Below are 19,436 nucleotides of genomic sequence, written 5' to 3' on the forward strand. Positions count from 1 at the left end.
GATTAAATAGCCTGATATAACCAAACAGTGCCAAGCACCGTTGACATTAAGGCGACGATGCCACGGCTAAATTGCAATAATTTTTCGCTGCGCTTTAATAATAATTTTTGCAGTGAGCCTAGGCCAAGTCCGAACATCATCATTGATAACATCACGCCCAGCGAAAAGCACAACAAGTAGCTTATAACGACTGTCATATCCGCTTTGCCTGCCAATGGCACTAGCGCTAATGCTGGCGCGCTACCCGCTAAACCATGCACCATACCAACCATAACAGGTAAGTGACCGTCTTTAGTCGCTGGCTTATTTTGATCGGCGACATGGGTATCATCGTGTAAATGAGTGTGGGTCAGATCGCCATGGCTATGAGGCTTTACCGACAGCGCACGCTGCCTAAACTGCCAGAACAAATACAAGCCTAAGCCGATTAATAGGACCCCAACCGACATTTCTGCTGCGCGCTGTAAGGTTTCTGGAATAGCAATGCCCAAACCAAATAACAGACCACCAGCAATTAACAAAACGCCGCCATGCCCCAGTGCCCAGTTAGCACTAAAATAAACGGTTTGACGTAAACTTGGCTTTTGGTTGCTTAATGCCGACACCGCCATGACGTGATCAGCATCTAACGCGTGCAATAAACCAAGGCTAAAGCCTAACAAGATTAATGGTAATAATTCAAAGATCATGCGACGTTACCTGTGCCTAATAATAGCTGACTAATCGCCAGCGGATTTGATGGGAAAAACAAATGAATATAACTGGCAGTGACCAAGCCACTGCGATAAATATCTTCACCGGGCGCGGGGTGGTAAGGACGCTTGCCAACCCCCACTGGCGCTGGAGTATCAATAGCTTTAGAACGATGATGCGAATGCCCGCGCACCGCCCCTTCTGGAAACATCGCCGTTTGCATGCCCTGACAACCGCCACGTTCACGCATAACACCAGTGCCAGCAAGCAAACCTGTCATTGGGTATTGCTGCCCTTCAAGCGACGTTAAAGCCGTTAAGCAATAAAGCAAACCTCCGCACTCAGCCAACACAGGTTTAGTCTTGGCAAAGACGTTCATTGCTTGGTGCATGGCACTATTTTGTGCCAATTGCTCGGCATGTAGCTCCGGATAACCACCGGGCAACCACATTGCATCAGCGCTAGGGATCTCTTGATCATTAAGCGGCGAAAAGAATGCTAAGTCAGCACCTAACTCGCGTAATAAACGTAAATTGGCATCGTAAATAAAACTAAAGGCAGAATCTTTGGCTATCGCAATCGTTTTACCAGCTAGCAATGGCTCAATTGGCGCTGATTGTTGATTAAGCACTGGCTCAAACGCAACGGGCGTTAGTTGCTCAAGCAAGTTAGCTAAACCAGATTCAGCCACCCAATCGGCACCTGCGCTCAAGATGGTCTCAAGTTCTAGTGCCATTTCTTCGGCTTGCACTAAACCTAAATGACGCTCAGGCAAACATACTTCGTCGCTGCGTTTAAGCGTAGCGAGTAACGGCAATGTGTTAGGCAAGGCATCGCGAATAAGCGAGGCATGGCGCTCACTGCCACAGCGATTAGCAATTAAACCGGCAAAACTAATGTCATCACGAAAGTTAGCTAAACCAACCGCGATAGCCGCAGCCGTTTGGGCCATGCCTTTGACATCTAATACCAAGGCAATCGGAATATTAAAACGAGCGGCTAAATCAGCACTCGATGGCGTGCCATCGAAAATACCCATCGCGCCTTCTATTAAAATAAGATCAGCTTCGCCAGCGGCTTGATATAACTTGTCTTGGCAGTAATCTTCACCGCCCATCCACATGTCTAACGCCTCAACGGGCTGCTGTGAGGCTTGAGTTAAGATTTTAGGATCGAGATAATCGGGCCCAACCTTAAAAATTCGCACCACTAGACCTTGGCGCGTAAGCATCGCGGCGATAGCGGCGGTAATCGTCGTTTTACCTTGTCCCGAGGCTGGTGCAGCCATGATCAGGGCAGGACATAAAGCGTGTGTCATTTCGTGTGTGTTCCTAACAAAAAAGTCATGCTGGCAATGGCAAATAATCGCCATTAAGCTGCTGGGCAATTTCTTGAGCACGGCCGTATTTTACCGCCCCCACTTCAACGTCGAGCACCGTGGTTTGGCCCTGTAATTTCATTTGGTTAACCTGCTGGCTCACTCGACCATCGGTAATTAAGTAATTACGAAAGCTGATGCTCGGATTAGCCAACAGTTGCTGGCGCTGATAATCGCTTACCGTACTTAATGCTTCGATTAATGGTGTGCCGCCGCCAGCGCTTAAGCTCGCAAGTAACGAATCAAGTTGCTTCGGCGCTTTTTGGAGCGACAAAATTTGTTGAACCTGTTGATTACCAAAACCAAAGATCGCCAGCTGCTGCCGTTGCTGATAAGCCTGCTCGGCGATTTGCTTAACCACCGCTTTAGCATTGCCAAACTGCTGACTGCTCAAGGTTGAACCTGAGGTATCTAGCAGTACTAAATGGACAATCGGCTGACCGACTTTAGCGGACTTAAAATATAATTTTGGCAATGGCCATTGGCCAAGCGAGTTGGCTAAGGTGTTAAACCAATCAATGCTTTTACTTACTGGGCTGGTTTGACGCTGAGCCGATTTTTTTTGGCCACCGACAATCTGACCAAGCTTATTGTTGCTGGCAATTTTAGTGGCAACAGGCTTGGTAATAGCTTTAGTAACAGCAGCGGTCTTGGCCAATAATACCTCGGCAATCTTTGATGTTTGTTGCTGCTGCGGGCTCATTGCCCCCCAGTCACCATCGTTACTGTTGTTGCTAGTGCCCGATGTCGAGTCAGTGTTTGAATCAGACTTGGTCTCTGGCGAACTTGGCGGCTCGAACGAGGGTGGCGCTACCGATGGCGGCCGACTAAAAGGCGGCTTATTCGGTGGCGGCGGTACATTAGGCGGTGTATCAGGTGAAGTATTAGATGAAGAGTTTTGTGATGATTCTTTACGGCGGTGGCTCAGCACTAACTCTGCTACTGCATCGATATCGCTGGCGCTTACTTGTGCCTTGCCACACCACGCGGCGTGCGCAATAGCGGCTTTTAACCACACAATATCAGCGCGCAAACCATCAACATTGGCTTGCTGACAGCGCGTCGCAATTAAGGTGCGACACTCAAGGCTCACCACCACAGTGGCAATTAATTTTTTCGCCACGTCAATTTGTTGCTGCAACGCGGTTTGCTGTGCTTGATAAGAGTCGATAAAGGCTTGTGGGTCACGATCAAAATTTTCACGTAATTGCACAATCTCAATCCGCTGGCCAATATCGAGTTTTTCATCGAGATCAACACACAAACCAAAGCGATCAATCAGCTGAGCACGCAATTGGCCCTCGTCGGGATTCATGGTGCCGAGTAAAATAAATCGTGATTGATGCTGATGGCTAATGCCGTCACGTTCAACGTAATTTATGCCGCTGGCGCAAACGTCGAGCAATAGATCAACCAAGGGATCGGCCAGTAAATTAACTTCGTCAACATACAACACGCCTTGGTCAGCCTTCGCCAATAAACCAGGGTTAAACTTAACCTGCTGTTGATTTAGCACTTGCTGTAAGTCGAGGCTGCCACTGAGCATTTCTTCGCTGGTGCCAAGCGGCAAGTTGATTAAGTTAGACTCACAGGGCAATAAGTCAACAATAGCTCGGGCTAGGGTCGACTTAGCCGCGCCACGCGGACCGCTAACCAATACCCCACCAATGGCGGGGTTAATGGCCGATAAAGTTAAAGCCAGTTTAAAGGGCTGATTACCGGTGACCGCGCTAAACGGAAAGTTTAATTTAGTCATTAGCTAGCTTGGTTGCAGGTTGACGATAAACCCAAACTTTAAGCAGTAAAGTAGCTGCCAGACCTAGCACTAACCAAAAAATTAAATTACTTAAACCTGTTGCGACGATAAACTGCTGATGCAAGGCTTCAAGGCTAGCTACCGCTTGTGGGTCGGGATGATTAAACATTGGGCCATCATAATGCGGCGCGCCAATAATAAAGGGCACAGCGACGCTAATGAGTCCCAGCGCTTTATATTTCAGTGGCGCAAAGATAATAACCAGCGCTGCGAATGCACCACCAACCACGGCCATTAACCACCACGACTGTCTGTTTTTAAGTAAATCGGCACTAGAACCTGGAATTTCAGGCGGTAAACCCAAACTTGGGATCACAAAAAATACCGCATAGGCTAACAAGCCACTAAGCACCCCAACTTTGACGTTGAGTTCAAGTTTTTTACGCAATACTAATTGGCTCATCACCACTAAAAAGATACTAGAAAAACCAATCGCGGCCAATATATTAGCCCCAGCGCTATAACTGCTGCGCTCTACGCCATCGCTTGGTGCCCACTCTTGCGCGGCCTGGGCGGGTGCCATTGCCATTGCCATGTCAGTGTGATGCTGATGGGCATCACCGGGCTCGTCTTGTTCAAAGACCTCGGAGGCGAGCAAAATTGGCGTAATGGTAAAATGTTGGGCCGCGCTAAAGATCACCCCGCTAAGAATGCCAACAAAAACGGCACTAAAAATTAATCGACGAAACATACCTTAAAACTCCACAACACTAGACAAAACTAAACCAGACAAAAAAGAAAACTTCAAATTAACCAAGTTTGCTTAATGGCAAGGAAAAGCCATTGAATGTCGAGTATCGTGAGCAGCATTGTGTGCCTGTGGCATTGAGGCAAAACCAACCATAAACAGAATAAGTGCGCCAAAGGCAAAGGCGGCAACATGTTGAGCAGTTGAAATATCAGACTGAGAGATTTGAGCAGACGACGAGGTCTGTTGCTTAAGCGGTAATGTAGACATCATAAACCCTTTTCATTGTGTATTGATAATATAATTAACATAACTAATGACGAGCACGGATAAAAACAGCAAACGCCAGCACCCCATTGCATGAAAACATGGAATGATCCTGAACATTGCGGCCAATACCTCGTTAATGGGATGTATCGCACACAGATTGTCTCGAACCTAAGGCTCGATAAATTCGCAGCAGACAAGTCACCCTGCTTGTCATAACGTAAGATGTAGTTAGGCCGGTCTCCGGACTTAGGTTATTTATCTTAACGATTAATCAACCATTACCGTTGCAGGGGCAGCGTAGGACTATTCACCTACTTCCCGATTATCCAAATAATTCGGCACCTAAAACTCGTTGCTAAATTACCACGAAATGGCCTTTTTATGTATTGTTATTTCAGATATTGACTCAAATATAATGACAAAATTAGAATCCGTTATAAAACACCACATCTTGCTGCTGTTTTTGTTGCTGCCACGCTATTTTTTTCAGTTCAGGTTCGTCTAGAAATTCGCTGACATAACCAATGCACAAATAACCAATTAATTGGCTCGACTCTGGCGCGTTAACCGCTTGCTTCACCACTTGTGGGTCAACAATGCTAACCCAACCAACGCCGACATTTAACGCCCGCGCCATTAGCCACAGATTTTGAATCGCGCAAACCACACTAAAACGTCCCATCTCGGCCATGCTGGTTTGGCCTAACACAGGCCCGTCACTTGGCTGATAAAACACTGCAATATTGACTGGGGCCTCTAGAATACCTTCGAGTTTTAATTGCTTATAATCTTGCTGCTTAGCGCCACTAAACAGTTCGCTGGCATTATTATTTTCAACCGTAAAGGAATTGAATACTTGCTGTTTTATGGCTTGGTCGCGGATCACCACAAATTGCCACGGCTGTGAGTAACCCACCGAAGGAGCCAGCAATGCCGCTTCTAATAACTGATTTACAATGTCATCAGGCATCGCTTTATCGATAAAACGGTTGCCGCGCACGTCGCGTCGCAAACGCATGATTTGCTCTAACACATCACGGTCAGATGACTTAAATTCTTTACTCATATCACTAATTACCAGTCAACACCCTGACGCACCTTCACTCCGGCGCGAAAGGCATGTTTAATATCTTTAATTTCACTTACCGTATCAGCCAACTCAATTAATTCATCGCTGGCACGGCGTCCTGTTACTGCAACCGACTGCTCGTATGGGCGATTTTCCAACGCCTCAAGCACTTCGTCTTGTGGCAAGTAATTGTAACTGAGCATGTAAGTTAACTCGTCAAGCAAGACTAAATGAATGCTCGGATCAGCCAAAAATACCTTAGCTTGTTGCCACACCTTAAGCGCCGCTTCTTTGTCTGTCTCAGCATTTTGGGTTTCCCAGGTAAACCCTGTGCCCATCACAGCAAAAGGAACCCCGTGCTGCTCAAGTAAATCGCGCTCACCACAAGCCCATTTGCCTTTAATAAATTGCACCACCGCTGCTTTTTTACCGTGACCAACACATCGACTAACCATGCCATAACCCGCAGTCGATTTGCCTTTGCCGTTGCCGGTGATGACCAACATAATGCCGCGCTCTATTTTAGCCTTGGCAATGCCTTGGTCGACCTTCTTTTTACGGTTTTGAGATTTTTTAAGGTGCTTTTCTACTTCGTTCATTTTTTATTTCCTGCGGCGGCTGCTGTTAGCGTTATTTAACAAGCTTTATTAAACAATATAAGGGCGTATTAGTCGATGTCTCGATCTGATGGCTAATCACCTTTAACTGATGAGGCAATAAGTCTTGATTGAGTTGGCTGGCAAACACCATGCGGCGATATTGATTAAAAGATGGCGCCGATGATGAGGTAATTTGTTGGTAAATTTCGGTTAAGCTAAAAACAAATCCTTGCGCGGTTCGCTGATAATGCGGATTGGCCAACGGGCTAACCTTGGCTTGCGGATCAGAGAGCGTGATCAACAGTTCAAGTGTATCGCGATACATCAGCGACAAAACCTGTTCTAGGTCGCTATTAGTTAAAAATCTGCGCTGAGACATTGCCATCAAGAGGCTCCGGATTAATCTAGTCGCTATGATAATAGAAAATAGCACCTAAGTTATAGCTTTATCCGTAATTGTTCGAGCATGGCTAGATATGCTAGAGTGCCGCCGATATTGATGTTACTAAAATACCAAGGAATTTGTTATCAACGCTCTTACGACCCATTTCAGACTTGCGCGCCATGGTCAAACCCAATGGAATAAATTGGGAAAAATTCAAGGCCAGCTCGACAGCCCTCTGACTGAACTTGGGGTCGAACAAGCGGGCATACTTGGCCGTTCACTTGCCAACGAACAGATAGAATTAATCGCCAGTTCGGTGTTATCTCGCGCGCTAAAAACAGCAAAAATAGCCCAACAACATTTAGCGTGTCCGTTGATCGAATGTGCTGATTTAGCCGAGCGCCACTTCGGTGATTGGCAAGGGCAGTTATATAGCGACTTAAAGAATAAGCCATTGTTTAACGAGGTATTAAATGAAGTTAGCAGCCAAGCACCAAACCAAGGCGAATCGAGCCTAGCCAGTGCTCAGCGATTTGCCGCGGCACTGACCAATATCGCTAAAACGCACCAACAAACCGCTATTTTAGTTGTTAGCCACGGTGATATTTTACGTAACTTTTTAACCCAATATCTGCGTTTTGATCAACCCGGCCACAGTTACGGTAATTGCAATGTTTATGCGATAACTTACCGCCACGACAGTGATGAGTTTATCGTTAGCACGCCAGCGTCAAACTCTATATCAAACCCAGTATTACACTCGGTATCAAGTTCGGGTGACCAGCAGTGACTAGTGCGATTGTTTTAATTATTGCTTGCCTGCTCGATAAAATATTGGGTGAGCCTAAAAAGTTTCACCCGTTAGTTGGTTTTGGTAATTTAACCAATTGGCTAGAACAACGATTAAACCGCGCTCATCCAGATCATAACAATATAAACGAGCACTCGCCTTTAATGACTCGGCTGCTCGGCCTATTGGGCTGGGTTGCTTTAACCACCCCGCTGCCCTTGCTGTATTATTTTTTATATCAAGATAACTGGGTATTCTGGTTGCTCGACTGCCTCATTTTATATGCCGCGATTGGCTATAACAGCCTGCTTAAACATGCGCGGCAAATTCTACAGCCACTGCTCGCTGGCGATATTAACCAAGCACGCCACTACTGCTCGTATATTGTTAGCCGCAATACCAGTGAGCTAACCGAACAACAAATTGCCCGTGCTACCACTGAATCGATGTTAGAAAACGGCCACGATGCCGTAATAGCTACCGTAGTGTGGTTTGCAATTGGCGGCGCGCCGTTGGTCATTTTACATCGCCTAGCCAATACCTTAGATGCAATGTGGGGCTATAAAAATTCACGCTTTATTTACTTTGGCTGGTTTGCCGCCAGAATGGATGACGTGCTTGGCTGGCCGACCGCCAAAATTACCGCGCTACTTTATGCCTGCCAAGGTCAATTACGACCCGCATTAACCAATGCCAAACAGCAAGGACGCCAATACAAAAGCCTCAATGGTGGTTGGGTAATGGCGGCAGGTGCAACCGTACTGGGCATTAAGCTTGGTGGCAGCGCCAGTTATCATGGCAAAACGATAACCTCGGTAACGCTGGGCGCAGGACAGCCGGTAAATACTAAAGATGTCGAACCGAGTCTAACCCTTGTTGGCAACGCGCTGATTATTTTTGTCGCCGGTTATACTTCCCTTCTTCTGATACTGGATGTTTTATTATGAGCTTAATCCATGGCGGTCAATTGCATAAAATTGCCCTTGATTATCAAATACCAAGCGAGCAGTGGTTAGACTTATCAACCGGGATTAGTCCATTTTGTTATCCGATACCTGAGATCCCAACGGCAATTTGGCAACAGCTACCGCAACCTAGCTCCGAACTCATTGCTGCGGCTAAAAATTATTATGGCTGCCACAATATTCTGGCCACCAGCGGTAGTCAGAGCATTATTAGTAAGTTACCAACCCTATGTCAGCAGCATTTAGGCAACAAACTCAAGGTATGGTTACCTCGAGTTGGCTACAAAGAACACCAAAAAGCCTGGCAGCAACACAATTACCAAATATGTCTTTATGATCAACTGCCACAGCCACAACAATTAACAGCCCGCTGTGTGGTCGTTGTGATCAATCCCAATAATCCATCGGGTCAACTCTACTCACGTGCCTGTTTAACTGATTTACTCACCAACATTGAGCAACTTGGTGGCTGGCTAATCATTGATGAAGCGTTTATGGACGTGATCACCCCTAGTCAAAGTCTGATAGATCTCACAGACAACGACCACTTAATGGTATTTCGTTCGGTCGGCAAGTTTTTCGGTTTAGCAGGCATTAGACTTGGATTTGTCAGCGCCGCGCCGCGTTGGCTCGAGGCTATCACCGCGCTATCAAGTCCGTGGGAAGTGAACGGTCCGGCCCAGTTTATTGCCACGCAGGCATTATTAAACAAAAATTGGCAGCAAAAGCAGTTAGCCGATTTGCACCAGTTGGCTGAGCAACTCGAGCTTTTATTGCAACAACAGTTCAATAATGACATCAGCGGCACCGTGCTGTTTAAAACCGTTAAACTTGATCATGCCAGTGAAATATTCGAACAGCTATGTCAGCAAGGTGTTTATGTCCGGCTGTGTGATGAAAAAAATGCGTTGCGTTTTGGCATTGCTACAACGAAGCAATTGAGCAGGCTGACCAATATATTTAATCAGCTCAATGTCGCCAAATTACCCACTGATTAGTACAAGTGAGAATAGTTGCTGGGACCTCATTCCAGTAACTATTAATTAACTGACTCCCCCAGCAACAGACAAATATCAAACCTTCAATTTAAGTTTATCGACAGCAGCCAGCTGAAAGATCACTACATTGATCTATTAGTCTTTTAGTATCACAAAAAAATAAGGTACTTGATCAAGCGAGTTCTTTCTTGCTACCTTTATTTAATACTAAGAAAGAATGCTAAGCACTAGATCTAACTACTAGATGTTTAGCTGCTGGCATTCGTTTTTAGAATATTCCAATAATCGTTACATATACAAGGAAGTAGACGATGAGCCAAGTAAAGAACTGTTTAATCATTGACGATAGTAAACTGAGCCGAATGATTATCTGTAAAATCATTAATACTCACTTTACGCAGTGGAAGATCACTGAAGCTGTCGATGGTCAACATGGGTTAGCACTAGCCGCAGAACAAGCCTTTGATCTTATTACCTTAGATCATAATATGCCGGGCATGACTGGTATTGAGCTTTACCCACAATTAAGAGATTTACAACCAACTGCCCACATCGGGATGATTTCAGCCAACATTCAAAAAAGCCTTAAAGCGCAAGCTCGAGATCAAGGTCTTGAGTTTATTAATAAGCCAATAAACGAAGAGAAGTTACTTCAGTTTATCCAATTACAGGCCTAATGTTTTGTCAACGACTCAATTATCGGAAATGCAACGTGATGCATTAGGTGAGCTGTTTAATATTGGCATGGGCAATGCTGCTGCAGCTTTAAGCGAGATGTTAGATGATGAAATACTTTTGTCAGTACCCTATCTAGATTGCATGCATATTAAACAAGCCCAAAAATTACTCTCGAATCCTGAAGATCGTAAGTTAGATGCAGTAGAGCAAGAGTTTGAGGGTAAGTTTTCAGGCAATGCTTTTTTATTTTTTAGCGAAAAAAGCAGCCTTGAATTGGTTCGGCGAATTTTAGGCAGTGAAGTATCGTTAGATATACTCAGTGAATTAGAGCACGAAGCGCTAAAAGAAGTCTCTAATATCATTTTAAATGCTTGTTTTGGATGTATTGGCGAGATTCTTAATAATGAATTAGAGGGCGGGATCCCGCATTTACGCTCAGGCACCATCGACTACATTATGAACAGCAAACACCTCGGCTTAGGTGATGATGCCTTAGTATTAATGCTGTCAATGACGTTCTCGCTGCCTAACAAATTAATAAGTGGTCAGGTTTCGTTTGTGATGACGGCAGCTTCAATGGATTCGTTGTTAACTGAACTAAATAAGTACCTTGCAGTTCAACTTTAACTATAAGCGATTATGTTATGGACTTAGACTTATTACACGACTTAATAAACCGGATCAACACTGGCATAATAGTGGTCGATGCTGACACCAATATTATCCATTGGAATCGCTGGGTCAGTAAGGCCTCGCGCATTAGCAGTGACAAGGTACTCGATCAGCCTTTGATTGATACGCTGAGTTTAGCCACTAACAACCCATTAATTTCGCTGATCCATAAAACACTCACCCAAGGCATGTCCTCGGTTTTATCTAATACTTTGCATAAAAACCCACTGCCATTGTACCAAGATAGTGGTGCCAGTAATCAGCTTGTTGAACAGCAAATAACGCTGTTGCCCATTCGGACTTCGCAACAAGTTAAGCATTGCTTAATCCATATTCAAGACATGTCAGAAGCTTGTACGCGAGACTCTTTATTACAAAAAAACAGCCAAAAATTAAAAAAGTTATCCTTAGCGGTGGAGCACAGCCCAACATCGGTGGTGATTACTAACATTGAGCAGATTATCGAATATGTTAACCCCAAATTTACCACCTTAACGGGTTACCTTGCACAAGAAGCTATTGGCCAACCGCTGTCACAGCTTTGCGCCGACCAAACCAGTAATCAAACCGAACAGCCGCAATATCAAGAACGTTGGGCCCAGCTGCTTAATGGCAAAGAGTGGTGCGGTGAAGTAAGAAATAGACGCCGAGATGGCCGGCGTTACTGGGCACAAGAACATATCGCGCCTATTCTGAATAATAATGGCGACGTCACCCATTTTGTGGTTATTCAAGAAGACGTCACCGAGGTCCGCCAGTTCACCGACCAAATCAGCTACCAAGCAAGTCATGACTTGTTAACTGGCCTTATCAATCGCCGTGAGTTTGAGTCTCAACTCAAACTAGCAATCACCAATGCCCAACAAGATTTAAATACTTATGTGCTTTTTTTCCTCGATTTGGATCAATTTAAAGTTGTAAATGATACCTGTGGCCATGTTGCTGGCGATGAATTGCTCCGGCAAATAAGCAGCCTGCTCCAACAATTTGTTAGCGTTGATAGCCTGGCACGTTTAGGTGGCGATGAATTTGTGATGCTCATTGAAGATATCGAAGTGCAACAAGCACAAGACATGGCACAAGATATTATCGACTTAATTGAAAGTTTTAGGTTTTACTGGCAGGACTATATTTTCTCGGTTGGTGTCAGCATTGGTTTAACCCATATCGATATCAACAGCGCAAATTATATCGGGGTATTAAATGAAGCCGATTCAGCTTGTTATGCTGCTAAAGACAATAGCCGCAATAGCTTTAAAACCTACCAGCATAATAACGAGACTTTTTTACGCCGTAAAGATGATACCAATTGGGCTAATGAAATAAGCGAGGCGCTTGATCAAAATCGCTTCGTGTTATTTGCCCAAGAAATAGTACCGCTGAAAAGCACAGCTAATTCGAGTTATGAAGTACTGCTGCGAATGGTGAGCACCAGAGGCGAACTTATCTCACCAGCTTGCTTTCTGCCTGCTGCCGAACGTTATAATTTAGCAATCCGGATCGATCGCTGGGTCATTAATAATACGTTGCAATGGATTAGTGAAAATTATCAGAAGATATCGCATATCGATCATATTTCAATTAATTTATCCGGCAAGTCGCTCGGTAATACCGCGTTACTCACTCACATTATTAGTCAGCTTAAAAAACTGAAAATACCGCCCCACAAAATTTATTTTGAGATCACTGAAACCGCGGCAATAACCAACCTCAGTGCGGCTAAAGTTTTTATTAAGTCATTGCGTCAATTCGGCTGTAAATTTGCGCTCGATGATTTTGGTAGCGGTTTATCTTCTTTTGGTTATTTAAAGAACTTAACTGTCGATGTATTAAAAATTGATGGGATGTTTGTAAAGGATATTTTAGCCGATCAAATCGATGAGTCGATGGTGCGTTCGATTAATGATATTGGCCATATCTTGGGGCTGGAGACTATCGCTGAGTTTGTTGAAAATATAGAGATAGCCAACCACCTCAAAAGCATTGGCGTCGATTACGCTCAAGGTTACGCCTTTAGCCGACCAATGCCAATTGATGATATTTTAGTTCGCTCGGTTCAAGAGCAGCCAGAAAAAGTGTCAGGTTAATTGCCACACTGGAATTTTTCCTGTTCTACTTGTTTTTTAACCGGTAATCACATTTCTCTCTGCACTCTTAATTAATGGCTTTTGTGGCCGGGCACAACGAGGGATCCGCTTGCCAGCCGTATAATCATTGATCAGATCGCACGGGGTATAATTTCGCTCTAATTCATAGAGCTCTTCGCCGGTCAGCTTGGTCTCTAACGCGGCAGAGGCACTATAAAATTGCGCTATAGAGTCGGCTCCGCCAAACAATGAAGCAACCTGAGATTTATTAAGTACCCACGCTTGGGCGATTTGAGCTGTGCTGCAACCACGGGCATCAGCAACTTTAGCAACCGAATATGAAATATCTTTCGATGTTTGATCGTTATACATTTCTTGGGTAAATAGATCGGTTTGATTGCGATTCGATTGCAAATCGCTGGTCAAAATTCCCCGTGCCAACGGGCTAAACACCGAGACACCTATGCCCTGATCTAGACAAAATGGCAGCATTTCTCGCTCTTCTTCACGATAGGCGCAGTTCAATTGCAGCTGCATGTTGATCGGGCGGACAAAACCATTTTGATCACACACTTGTAATATCTTAGCCAATTGCCAAGTATTCATCGTTGAAACGCCGATATAACGAGCCTTGCCTGAACGCACAATATCATTAAGCGCGCCCATTGTTTCTGCAACTGGGGTTTGAGTATCGAAGTAATGCAGCATATAAATATCAACATAATCCATGCCCATTCGCTTAAGTGATCCGTCAATACTATTAAATATATGCTTGCGAGAATGGCCTTGGGCATTGATATCGTCGCTCATGGCGTAACCGACCTTAGTTGTGATCACCAGGTCTTCGCGGCGACCGATTCGGCGCAAGACATTACCCACCACCTGTTCACCGGCCCCCACGGAATAGAAATCAGCTAAATCGATAAAGTTGACCCCGATGTCCAGGGCATGACGAATAATAGGTTCACTTTCTTTTTGATTAAAAATCCATGGTTTCCAATCTTTTGATCCCATGTTCATGGTGCCAACGCATAAACGAGAAACTTTTAAGCCACTATTGCCCAAATTTACATATTGCATAGTCATTCCAAAGTAGTAATTGCTAATATTGATTAACAAAACCAGGGTCTAACTGGCTCATTATGGCCACCGCTGGCAATTTATTCGTCGCCGAAATAAATCCAAATACATTTGGTTTTAGTGTATGAACTCAGAGAATGGATCGCCATTTCTTTGCCCCAACCACTTTGCTTAAAGCCACCAAACGGACTGCTTAATCCATAACAACCATAGCGATTAATAAACAACATACCGGCATCAATTTGCTCGGCAACCCGATGAGCGCGACTAATATTGCTGGTATAAATACCAGCGGCCAAGCCAAACGCAGTATCATTAGCCATTGCGACAGCTTCAGCTGTTGTTTTAAAACGAGTACAACAAAGAATTGGGCCAAAAATTTCTTCTTGAGCAATGCGAGCCCGCTGGTCAACATTAGAAAAAATTGTCGGCCTAATGAAATAACCACTAGCATTGTCACCCTCAGTGTCTGCCATGCCACCAGCGACTAACTCTGCTTCAGTTTTTCCAATTTCGATGTATTGCATAATCTTGTTAAATTGCGCTTCGTTACACTGAGCGCCTTGTGTAATACCCGGCTCAAACGGATTGCCACATTTAACCGCGTTGGCTTTTTCAATTAGTGCACTGAGCACTTGATCGTAGATGCTGTCATGAATAAGAAAACGGGTTGGCTCGGAACACTTCTCGCCCTTGTGAGAAAACATTACATTGAACGCGCGATCGATCGCCCCTGCCAGATTAGGTGTGTCTTCAAAGAAGATGCAAGGGGATTTTCCGCCCAGCTCAAGCGTTGCTGCTTTTAGATTAGATTTACCTGAGTTTTGAACTATTTTTCGCCCAACATCGGTGCTGCCAGTAAAAGAAATTTTATCGACATTGTCACTAATCGTCAGTTGGTTAGCTATTTCCCCATCGGTTAACAATAGGTTAATTACCCCGGGCGGCAAATCTAAGTACTGGTCGATTAACTCGAACAAATAAATAGTCGTTAGTGGCGTATATTCTGACGGCTTAACAATGATGGCATTGCCCATCGCTAACGCCGGCGCAATTTTAAGGCTCGCTTGATAAAGCGGGAAGTTCCACGGCGCTATCAAGCCGCAAACGCCAACGGGCTCTTGCAAAGTGTAATTAAGGTAACCATCGTCAACCGGCGATGTCTCGCCATAATACTTATCGGTCCAACCGGCATAATAATCAAAAATATCAGCACAGGTAGGAATGTCATCAGTGATAGATTCGCTATAAAGTTTACCGTTGGCTAGGGTTTCTAGTACTGCGAGCTGCTCGGTGTGCTCACGAATAAGACGGCCAATTTCACGCAGCATGTTGGCGCGAGCTGTGCGATTGGACTTGGCCCACGTTTTATCTTGATGACATTGCTTAGCGACGCGGGCCATTGCTTCAACTTGGCTCGCATCGGCCATCGAAAATTGACATAAGTCCTGACCATTAGCCGGATTTTTTACGATCCAGCTTTCACGGCTGGCACCGCTAACCCATTGCCCGCCGATGTATTGTTTTTTTGGCTGCTTAAGCCATTGAGTCGCCCAGTCTAGCGGAATGTCTTTCATCTTTTCTAGGATCCTTATAGGGTTATCTTTGACTTGTCTTTAGCTGTTCTTTAGCTTTAGCTGCTAGTAATCATAAAAATCTTACTCGGGATCCACAATTGACATTACTGCACAGTGCTAGTGACAAAAACTCATGCCTAAACGACATTAATCGGTTAGGTATTGCCGAACATACTCAATGTCACCACCAGAGTCTTGATAAATTTTAGATGCCTCCGAATAACCTTTAGCGTTTTTAAGCCGCATTAGGCTTGGGATCATCGTATTAATATTGGCTTGGTTGCGTTGCAGATTTGGCTCTACTCCCGCTAAGCAATGTTTGGTGAAAACATCAATGCCGTTTTCTAGGCAAGCCATAGTGTCGAGCACATTGTTAATGACAATTGCTTGCCAGACATTAAAATCTAACTCGCCATGATCTTGAGTCATTTGGACCGAATGACAGCGGCCACAAGCTTGCAGGCAGCATTGAACTAAAAATTCAGCAATGGTCGGATTAATTTTCCCCGGCATTGCCGATGACCCCGCCTGAACACTGGGCAAAGATATTTCACCAAAGCCGGTTTCGGGGCCCGAGCTCATTAATCTAAAATCTTTCGCTATTTTAATTAGGCCACGTGCTAACAAGTCGAGCCGACTTGCAATAGCGACCATGTCATCGTGATTTTGTGAACTATCAAACAGATTGTCACTGCGCTTAAAATCCTTAACGCCCAGCACCTGATTTAAGCTCGCGATTGAATGATCAAAAAATTCACTGGAACAGTCGCCGGGCCGACCAATAATATTCGCCCCTAAATTGATTTTATACAGTTGGTCGACATCTCTTTGTAATCGCTGCTTATTACGCGTTATCAATGCCGAATAGCCGCTAAAAAACTGTTGGTAGTTAATTTCGACCGCGTCTTGCAGGCAAGTTCGTGATATTTTTAAGATCTGACGCCATCGATGCCCTTGCTGATCAAAGGTCTGAACCATATTTTTTAACGCTAAATCAATCCCTTGCCATTTGTTAATGATCGCCAGATGGCAGGCGGTTGTCAGCGCATCGGCCGTGGCGTTGTTTAAGTTGATATGATCGTTAGGGTGGATCGGCTCATAACTGCCCAGCGGGTTGCCGAAACCGTTGCGGTTGGCAAGATTGGCAATCACTTCATTGATATTCATATTGGTGGAGATGCCGCCCCCACCATGAAAGGCATGCACAGGAAACTGCGGGGCGGGTATGTCATTTTTCAATAACTTAATTGCATCAAGTATCGCTAAACCAAGTGTTTGATCAAGCTCCCCAGCGGCGATATTAGTACGAGCAGCGGCCTCTTTAACCTGTAACATCGCGATGATTAATTCGGGGTATGCCGACAACGGTTTTTCACCATTAAGCGGATATAAATTTACCGCGCGCTGTGTTTGCGCGCCGTATAACACGCCGGCAGGCACCTTGATTGAACCAATCAGGTCTTGCTCGGTGCGGTAAGCTTTATCTGACGCAGAATTATCGGACACGGTATTTTCCTGTTTTAATGGTCGATATATCAACCATCAAAAGGAATTTACAGTTCATCCGCAATCGATTTTTTGTCATTGTTCAATGCAAAAAAATCACCATCTATTAGTTAACCCAGCAAGACTAAGTCTAACTAGCTCTGTCTTATACCAAATGCGTTAAATTAACGGCCAATTTATTATGCGCTACATTAATGCCCCTTTAGCCAGCCAACGAAATGCATCACCTTAGATAGGCCTTGTTTTTCAGGGGCAATATCAAGCCAATAGCCATAAGGTCCATCAACTTCAACCTCACTAAACTGCACCAGAATGCCTTGTGTTAATTCTTGCGTAATCATATTTTTGTCAATAACGGCAAAACCAGCGCCGGTTTTTACGACATTAATCACTTGATCCATCGTACTAAATTCCATGCCTCGACTGGCACTAACCTGCTCATGCAAGCCCGCTGCTTGCAGCCAATTTTTCCAACTAGGCAGTCTATTACCTTGATCTAAAATATGGAGTAAATTATTACTTTCGTTTGCAAGCGATCTGCTTCGTTGGATCAATTGCGGTGCGCAAACGGCAATAAGCTGTTCTTGTCTTAGTAACTTACTATAAAAACGTGACTTTTCAGCCAAGCCAAAACGGACCATGCAATCGAAGATTGTATGTTCACTAAGATGATCTTGAATCGACAATTCCAATTCAGGAAAGTGTTGTTGAAAGTCAGACAAACGCGGCGCTAAGTAACGAGTTGCATAGGTTGGTGGCACAAAAATATTAAGTTTTTGACGCTGATTGGGCGCGCGAACTTCTTCAACGGCTTGCTCGATCAAATCGAAAGATCGTTCTAGCTTGCTTAGCAACTGAGCTCCCGCCTCGGTTAGTTCTATTTTATGGTGTAGCCTCACAAAAAGCGCAACACCCAAATAACTTTCCAATTGCTTAATCTGTCGACTAACAGCGCCTTGGGTAACATGGAGTTTTTTTGCCGCTAAAGTAAAACTTAGCGACTTGCCTGCCGCTTCAAATACACGTAATGCGGTGAGCGAAGGAAGAGAACGCATAGGCTATATCACCATAATTTAAGTCATTCGAGAGTAACAGCTCCGTACTATAACTCAAGCTAATCGACTAAAATCACTATATTTATCAGCCTACTTGTTCCCTTTAATTTAGCGGACTATTTTTGACAACTGTGCTGATACACCGCTGCCAGATTTTTATGCCACCGGGCGACAAACTTGCCTTCAATATGCTCTCTAAGCCATTTCAACCCCGCGTCTTTGTCTTGACGTTTGTGCCACAACATTGAGATTGACGATTGCGGGATATCAACCGGACAATGGGTCACCGCTAAGTTACCATTGGCGACATCTTTGTAAATTGCCCCCGCTGGTAAAATCGCGATTAAGTCTGTGTCCATCAATAAAGGCGCCGCCGACGAAAAATGATTAACCGTCATTGCGATGCGGCGAGTTAAGTCGTATTGATGCAATACCCGATCTGTCACACCATAACTATCACCTGACAATGACACCAGTAAATGCTCCGCGTTGACAAATTCTTCAAGACTAAGTTCTGATTGCGCAAGCGGATGATCGCTGCGCATGGCGCAAACAAAGCAAGTATCAAATAAATGACTCGAGCGTATGCTTGAATCATCTGGAATACCGCCACTAATCACTAAATCAACCCCTGCATCGGCAAGTACAACTTGAGCATTAGCGCCATTGTACGGCACGGCATGTAGGTTTATACCCGGCGCGTGACGTTCAAAAAAGTTGCGCATTTCAAGCCACAAAGTATCGACGACAATGTCATTGACCGCAATGCGGAAAGTACGCTGGGCTGTTTGAGGATTAAATTCGTCGGGATCTATTGCCTGACTCAATTGATAAAGCGGATCTTTAACCTGTTGCCATAAATTTTTAGCGTAAGTAGTCGGCTGAATATTACGACCGTCTTTAACAAACAGTTCATCATTCCAGGCACTGCGCATCCGCGCTACCGCATTAGAGACCGCTGGCTGAGTCATCGATAACCGCTGTGCGGTGCGGGTAATCGACCGCTCGGTCATCACACAATCAAAAATGACCAATAAATTGAGCTCTTGTGGCCGCATAATCTCTTTTCTTCTTATCAATAAAAGTACTATACATCATATTATATTATGCATTAACTCACCAGCACTCGT

General features: G+C 44.6%; 19 protein-coding genes and 1 riboswitch. Of the genes, 6 read left to right on the forward strand and 13 right to left on the reverse strand.

Annotated features, from left to right (window positions below):
- Positions 1–2: 2 nt before the first annotated feature.
- The 8 genes from HRU23_10255 to HRU23_10290 form a co-directional block, all read right to left on the reverse strand.
- Positions 3–689 carry an urease accessory protein gene (locus HRU23_10255; protein ID NRA54516.1) on the reverse strand — a complete coding sequence of 229 codons (687 nt, stop codon included), beginning with the start codon at positions 687–689 and terminating at the stop codon, positions 3–5.
- Positions 686–2,011 (reverse strand): cobyrinate a,c-diamide synthase, encoded by a 1,326-nt coding sequence (locus tag HRU23_10260; GenBank protein ID NRA54517.1) that lies wholly within the window; start codon positions 2,009–2,011, stop codon positions 686–688. The genes HRU23_10255 and HRU23_10260 overlap by 4 nt, the downstream gene beginning before the upstream one ends.
- A gap of 25 nt (positions 2,012–2,036) precedes the next feature.
- On the reverse strand, positions 2,037–3,827 hold the full coding sequence (locus tag HRU23_10265; GenBank protein NRA54518.1) for an AAA family ATPase: 1,791 nt from the start codon (positions 3,825–3,827) through the stop codon (positions 2,037–2,039).
- Positions 3,820–4,578, reverse strand: coding sequence for a CbtA family protein (locus tag HRU23_10270; GenBank protein NRA54519.1), 759 nt, complete (start codon positions 4,576–4,578; stop codon positions 3,820–3,822). The genes HRU23_10265 and HRU23_10270 overlap by 8 nt, the downstream gene beginning before the upstream one ends.
- 72 nt (positions 4,579–4,650) lie before the next feature.
- A complete protein-coding gene (locus tag HRU23_10275) occupies positions 4,651–4,845 on the reverse strand; it encodes a CbtB-domain containing protein (GenBank protein ID NRA54520.1) in 195 nt (64 codons plus the stop codon).
- A 213-nt stretch (positions 4,846–5,058) separates the two neighbouring features.
- Positions 5,059–5,206: riboswitch (cobalamin riboswitch) on the reverse strand.
- A 63-nt stretch (positions 5,207–5,269) separates the two neighbouring features.
- On the reverse strand, positions 5,270–5,911 hold the full coding sequence (gene bluB, locus HRU23_10280; protein NRA54521.1) for a 5,6-dimethylbenzimidazole synthase: 642 nt from the start codon (positions 5,909–5,911) through the stop codon (positions 5,270–5,272).
- A gap of 8 nt (positions 5,912–5,919) precedes the next feature.
- Positions 5,920–6,513, reverse strand: coding sequence for a cob(I)yrinic acid a,c-diamide adenosyltransferase (gene cobO, locus HRU23_10285; GenBank protein NRA54522.1), 594 nt, complete (start codon positions 6,511–6,513; stop codon positions 5,920–5,922).
- Between the two features lie 31 nt (positions 6,514–6,544).
- Entirely contained in the window at positions 6,545–6,898 is a 354-nt protein-coding gene (locus HRU23_10290; protein NRA54523.1) for a hypothetical protein, read from the reverse strand.
- A 202-nt stretch (positions 6,899–7,100) separates the two neighbouring features.
- Between HRU23_10290 and HRU23_10295 the strand changes: the two genes are divergently transcribed.
- The 6 genes from HRU23_10295 to HRU23_10320 all read left to right on the forward strand — a co-directional run bounded on the left by HRU23_10295 (position 7,101) and on the right by HRU23_10320 (position 13,088).
- The gene (locus HRU23_10295; protein ID NRA54524.1) at positions 7,101–7,688 is read left to right on the forward strand and encodes a histidine phosphatase family protein; all 588 of its coding nucleotides are present in this window, start codon (positions 7,101–7,103) and stop codon (positions 7,686–7,688) included.
- Positions 7,685–8,635: a cobalamin biosynthesis protein CobD gene (gene cobD, locus HRU23_10300; GenBank protein ID NRA54525.1), complete on the forward strand. Its 951-nt coding sequence runs from the start codon at positions 7,685–7,687 to the stop codon at positions 8,633–8,635. Before HRU23_10295 ends, cobD begins: the two co-directional genes overlap by 4 nt.
- A 5-nt stretch (positions 8,636–8,640) precedes the next feature.
- Entirely contained in the window at positions 8,641–9,651 is a 1,011-nt protein-coding gene (locus tag HRU23_10305) for a threonine-phosphate decarboxylase (GenBank protein ID NRA54526.1), read from the forward strand.
- A gap of 311 nt (positions 9,652–9,962) precedes the next feature.
- On the forward strand, positions 9,963–10,328 hold the full coding sequence (locus HRU23_10310) for a response regulator (GenBank protein NRA54527.1): 366 nt from the start codon (positions 9,963–9,965) through the stop codon (positions 10,326–10,328).
- Positions 10,329–10,332: 4 nt separating this feature from the next.
- Positions 10,333–10,956 (forward strand): chemotaxis protein CheC, encoded by a 624-nt coding sequence (locus tag HRU23_10315; GenBank protein NRA54528.1) that lies wholly within the window; start codon positions 10,333–10,335, stop codon positions 10,954–10,956.
- Positions 10,957–10,973: 17 nt separating this feature from the next.
- Positions 10,974–13,088, forward strand: a complete 2,115-nt coding sequence (locus HRU23_10320) for an EAL domain-containing protein (GenBank protein ID NRA54529.1) — start codon at positions 10,974–10,976, stop codon at positions 13,086–13,088.
- A gap of 36 nt (positions 13,089–13,124) precedes the next feature.
- Here HRU23_10320 and HRU23_10325 read toward each other — a convergent pair whose 3' ends face one another.
- The 5 genes from HRU23_10325 to HRU23_10345 all read right to left on the reverse strand — a co-directional run bounded on the left by HRU23_10325 (position 13,125) and on the right by HRU23_10345 (position 19,364).
- Complete coding sequence (locus HRU23_10325; protein NRA54530.1) at positions 13,125–14,168, reverse strand: aldo/keto reductase; 1,044 nt, start codon at positions 14,166–14,168, stop codon at positions 13,125–13,127.
- An 80-nt stretch (positions 14,169–14,248) separates the two neighbouring features.
- Complete coding sequence (locus HRU23_10330; GenBank protein NRA54531.1) at positions 14,249–15,745, reverse strand: aldehyde dehydrogenase family protein; 1,497 nt, start codon at positions 15,743–15,745, stop codon at positions 14,249–14,251.
- Between the two features lie 147 nt (positions 15,746–15,892).
- The gene (locus HRU23_10335; protein NRA54532.1) at positions 15,893–17,251 is read right to left on the reverse strand and encodes an aspartate ammonia-lyase; all 1,359 of its coding nucleotides are present in this window, start codon (positions 17,249–17,251) and stop codon (positions 15,893–15,895) included.
- A gap of 191 nt (positions 17,252–17,442) precedes the next feature.
- The gene (locus tag HRU23_10340; GenBank protein ID NRA54533.1) at positions 17,443–18,306 is read right to left on the reverse strand and encodes a LysR family transcriptional regulator; all 864 of its coding nucleotides are present in this window, start codon (positions 18,304–18,306) and stop codon (positions 17,443–17,445) included.
- 116 nt (positions 18,307–18,422) lie between these two features.
- Positions 18,423–19,364 (reverse strand): LysR family transcriptional regulator, encoded by a 942-nt coding sequence (locus HRU23_10345; GenBank protein NRA54534.1) that lies wholly within the window; start codon positions 19,362–19,364, stop codon positions 18,423–18,425.
- Positions 19,365–19,436 lie beyond the last annotated feature (72 nt).

The organism is Gammaproteobacteria bacterium (assembly GCA_013214945.1).
Taxonomy (GTDB): domain Bacteria; phylum Pseudomonadota; class Gammaproteobacteria; order Enterobacterales; family Psychrobiaceae; genus Psychrobium.

Excerpts from the sequence above, each read along its gene's own strand:
- bluB (NRA54521.1), bottom strand. The coding sequence starts at position 5,911 with ATGAGTAAAGAATTTAAGTCATCTGACCGTGATGTGTTAGAGCAAATC.
- HRU23_10290 (NRA54523.1), bottom strand. The coding sequence starts at position 6,898 with ATGGCAATGTCTCAGCGCAGATTTTTAACTAATAGCGACCTAGAACAG.
- HRU23_10310 (NRA54527.1), top strand. The coding sequence starts at position 9,963 with ATGAGCCAAGTAAAGAACTGTTTAATCATTGACGATAGTAAACTGAGC.
- HRU23_10255 (NRA54516.1), bottom strand. The coding sequence starts at position 689 with ATGATCTTTGAATTATTACCATTAATCTTGTTAGGCTTTAGCCTTGGT.
- HRU23_10340 (NRA54533.1), bottom strand. The coding sequence starts at position 18,306 with ATGCGTTCTCTTCCTTCGCTCACCGCATTACGTGTATTTGAAGCGGCA.
- HRU23_10265 (NRA54518.1), bottom strand. The coding sequence starts at position 3,827 with ATGACTAAATTAAACTTTCCGTTTAGCGCGGTCACCGGTAATCAGCCC.
- HRU23_10320 (NRA54529.1), top strand. The coding sequence starts at position 10,974 with ATGGACTTAGACTTATTACACGACTTAATAAACCGGATCAACACTGGC.
- HRU23_10345 (NRA54534.1), bottom strand. The coding sequence starts at position 19,364 with ATGCGGCCACAAGAGCTCAATTTATTGGTCATTTTTGATTGTGTGATG.
- HRU23_10275 (NRA54520.1), bottom strand. The coding sequence starts at position 4,845 with ATGTCTACATTACCGCTTAAGCAACAGACCTCGTCGTCTGCTCAAATC.
- HRU23_10325 (NRA54530.1), bottom strand. The coding sequence starts at position 14,168 with ATGCAATATGTAAATTTGGGCAATAGTGGCTTAAAAGTTTCTCGTTTA.
- HRU23_10270 (NRA54519.1), bottom strand. The coding sequence starts at position 4,578 with ATGTTTCGTCGATTAATTTTTAGTGCCGTTTTTGTTGGCATTCTTAGC.
- HRU23_10330 (NRA54531.1), bottom strand. The coding sequence starts at position 15,745 with ATGAAAGACATTCCGCTAGACTGGGCGACTCAATGGCTTAAGCAGCCA.
- cobO (NRA54522.1), bottom strand. The coding sequence starts at position 6,513 with ATGAACGAAGTAGAAAAGCACCTTAAAAAATCTCAAAACCGTAAAAAG.
- HRU23_10260 (NRA54517.1), bottom strand. The coding sequence starts at position 2,011 with ATGACACACGCTTTATGTCCTGCCCTGATCATGGCTGCACCAGCCTCG.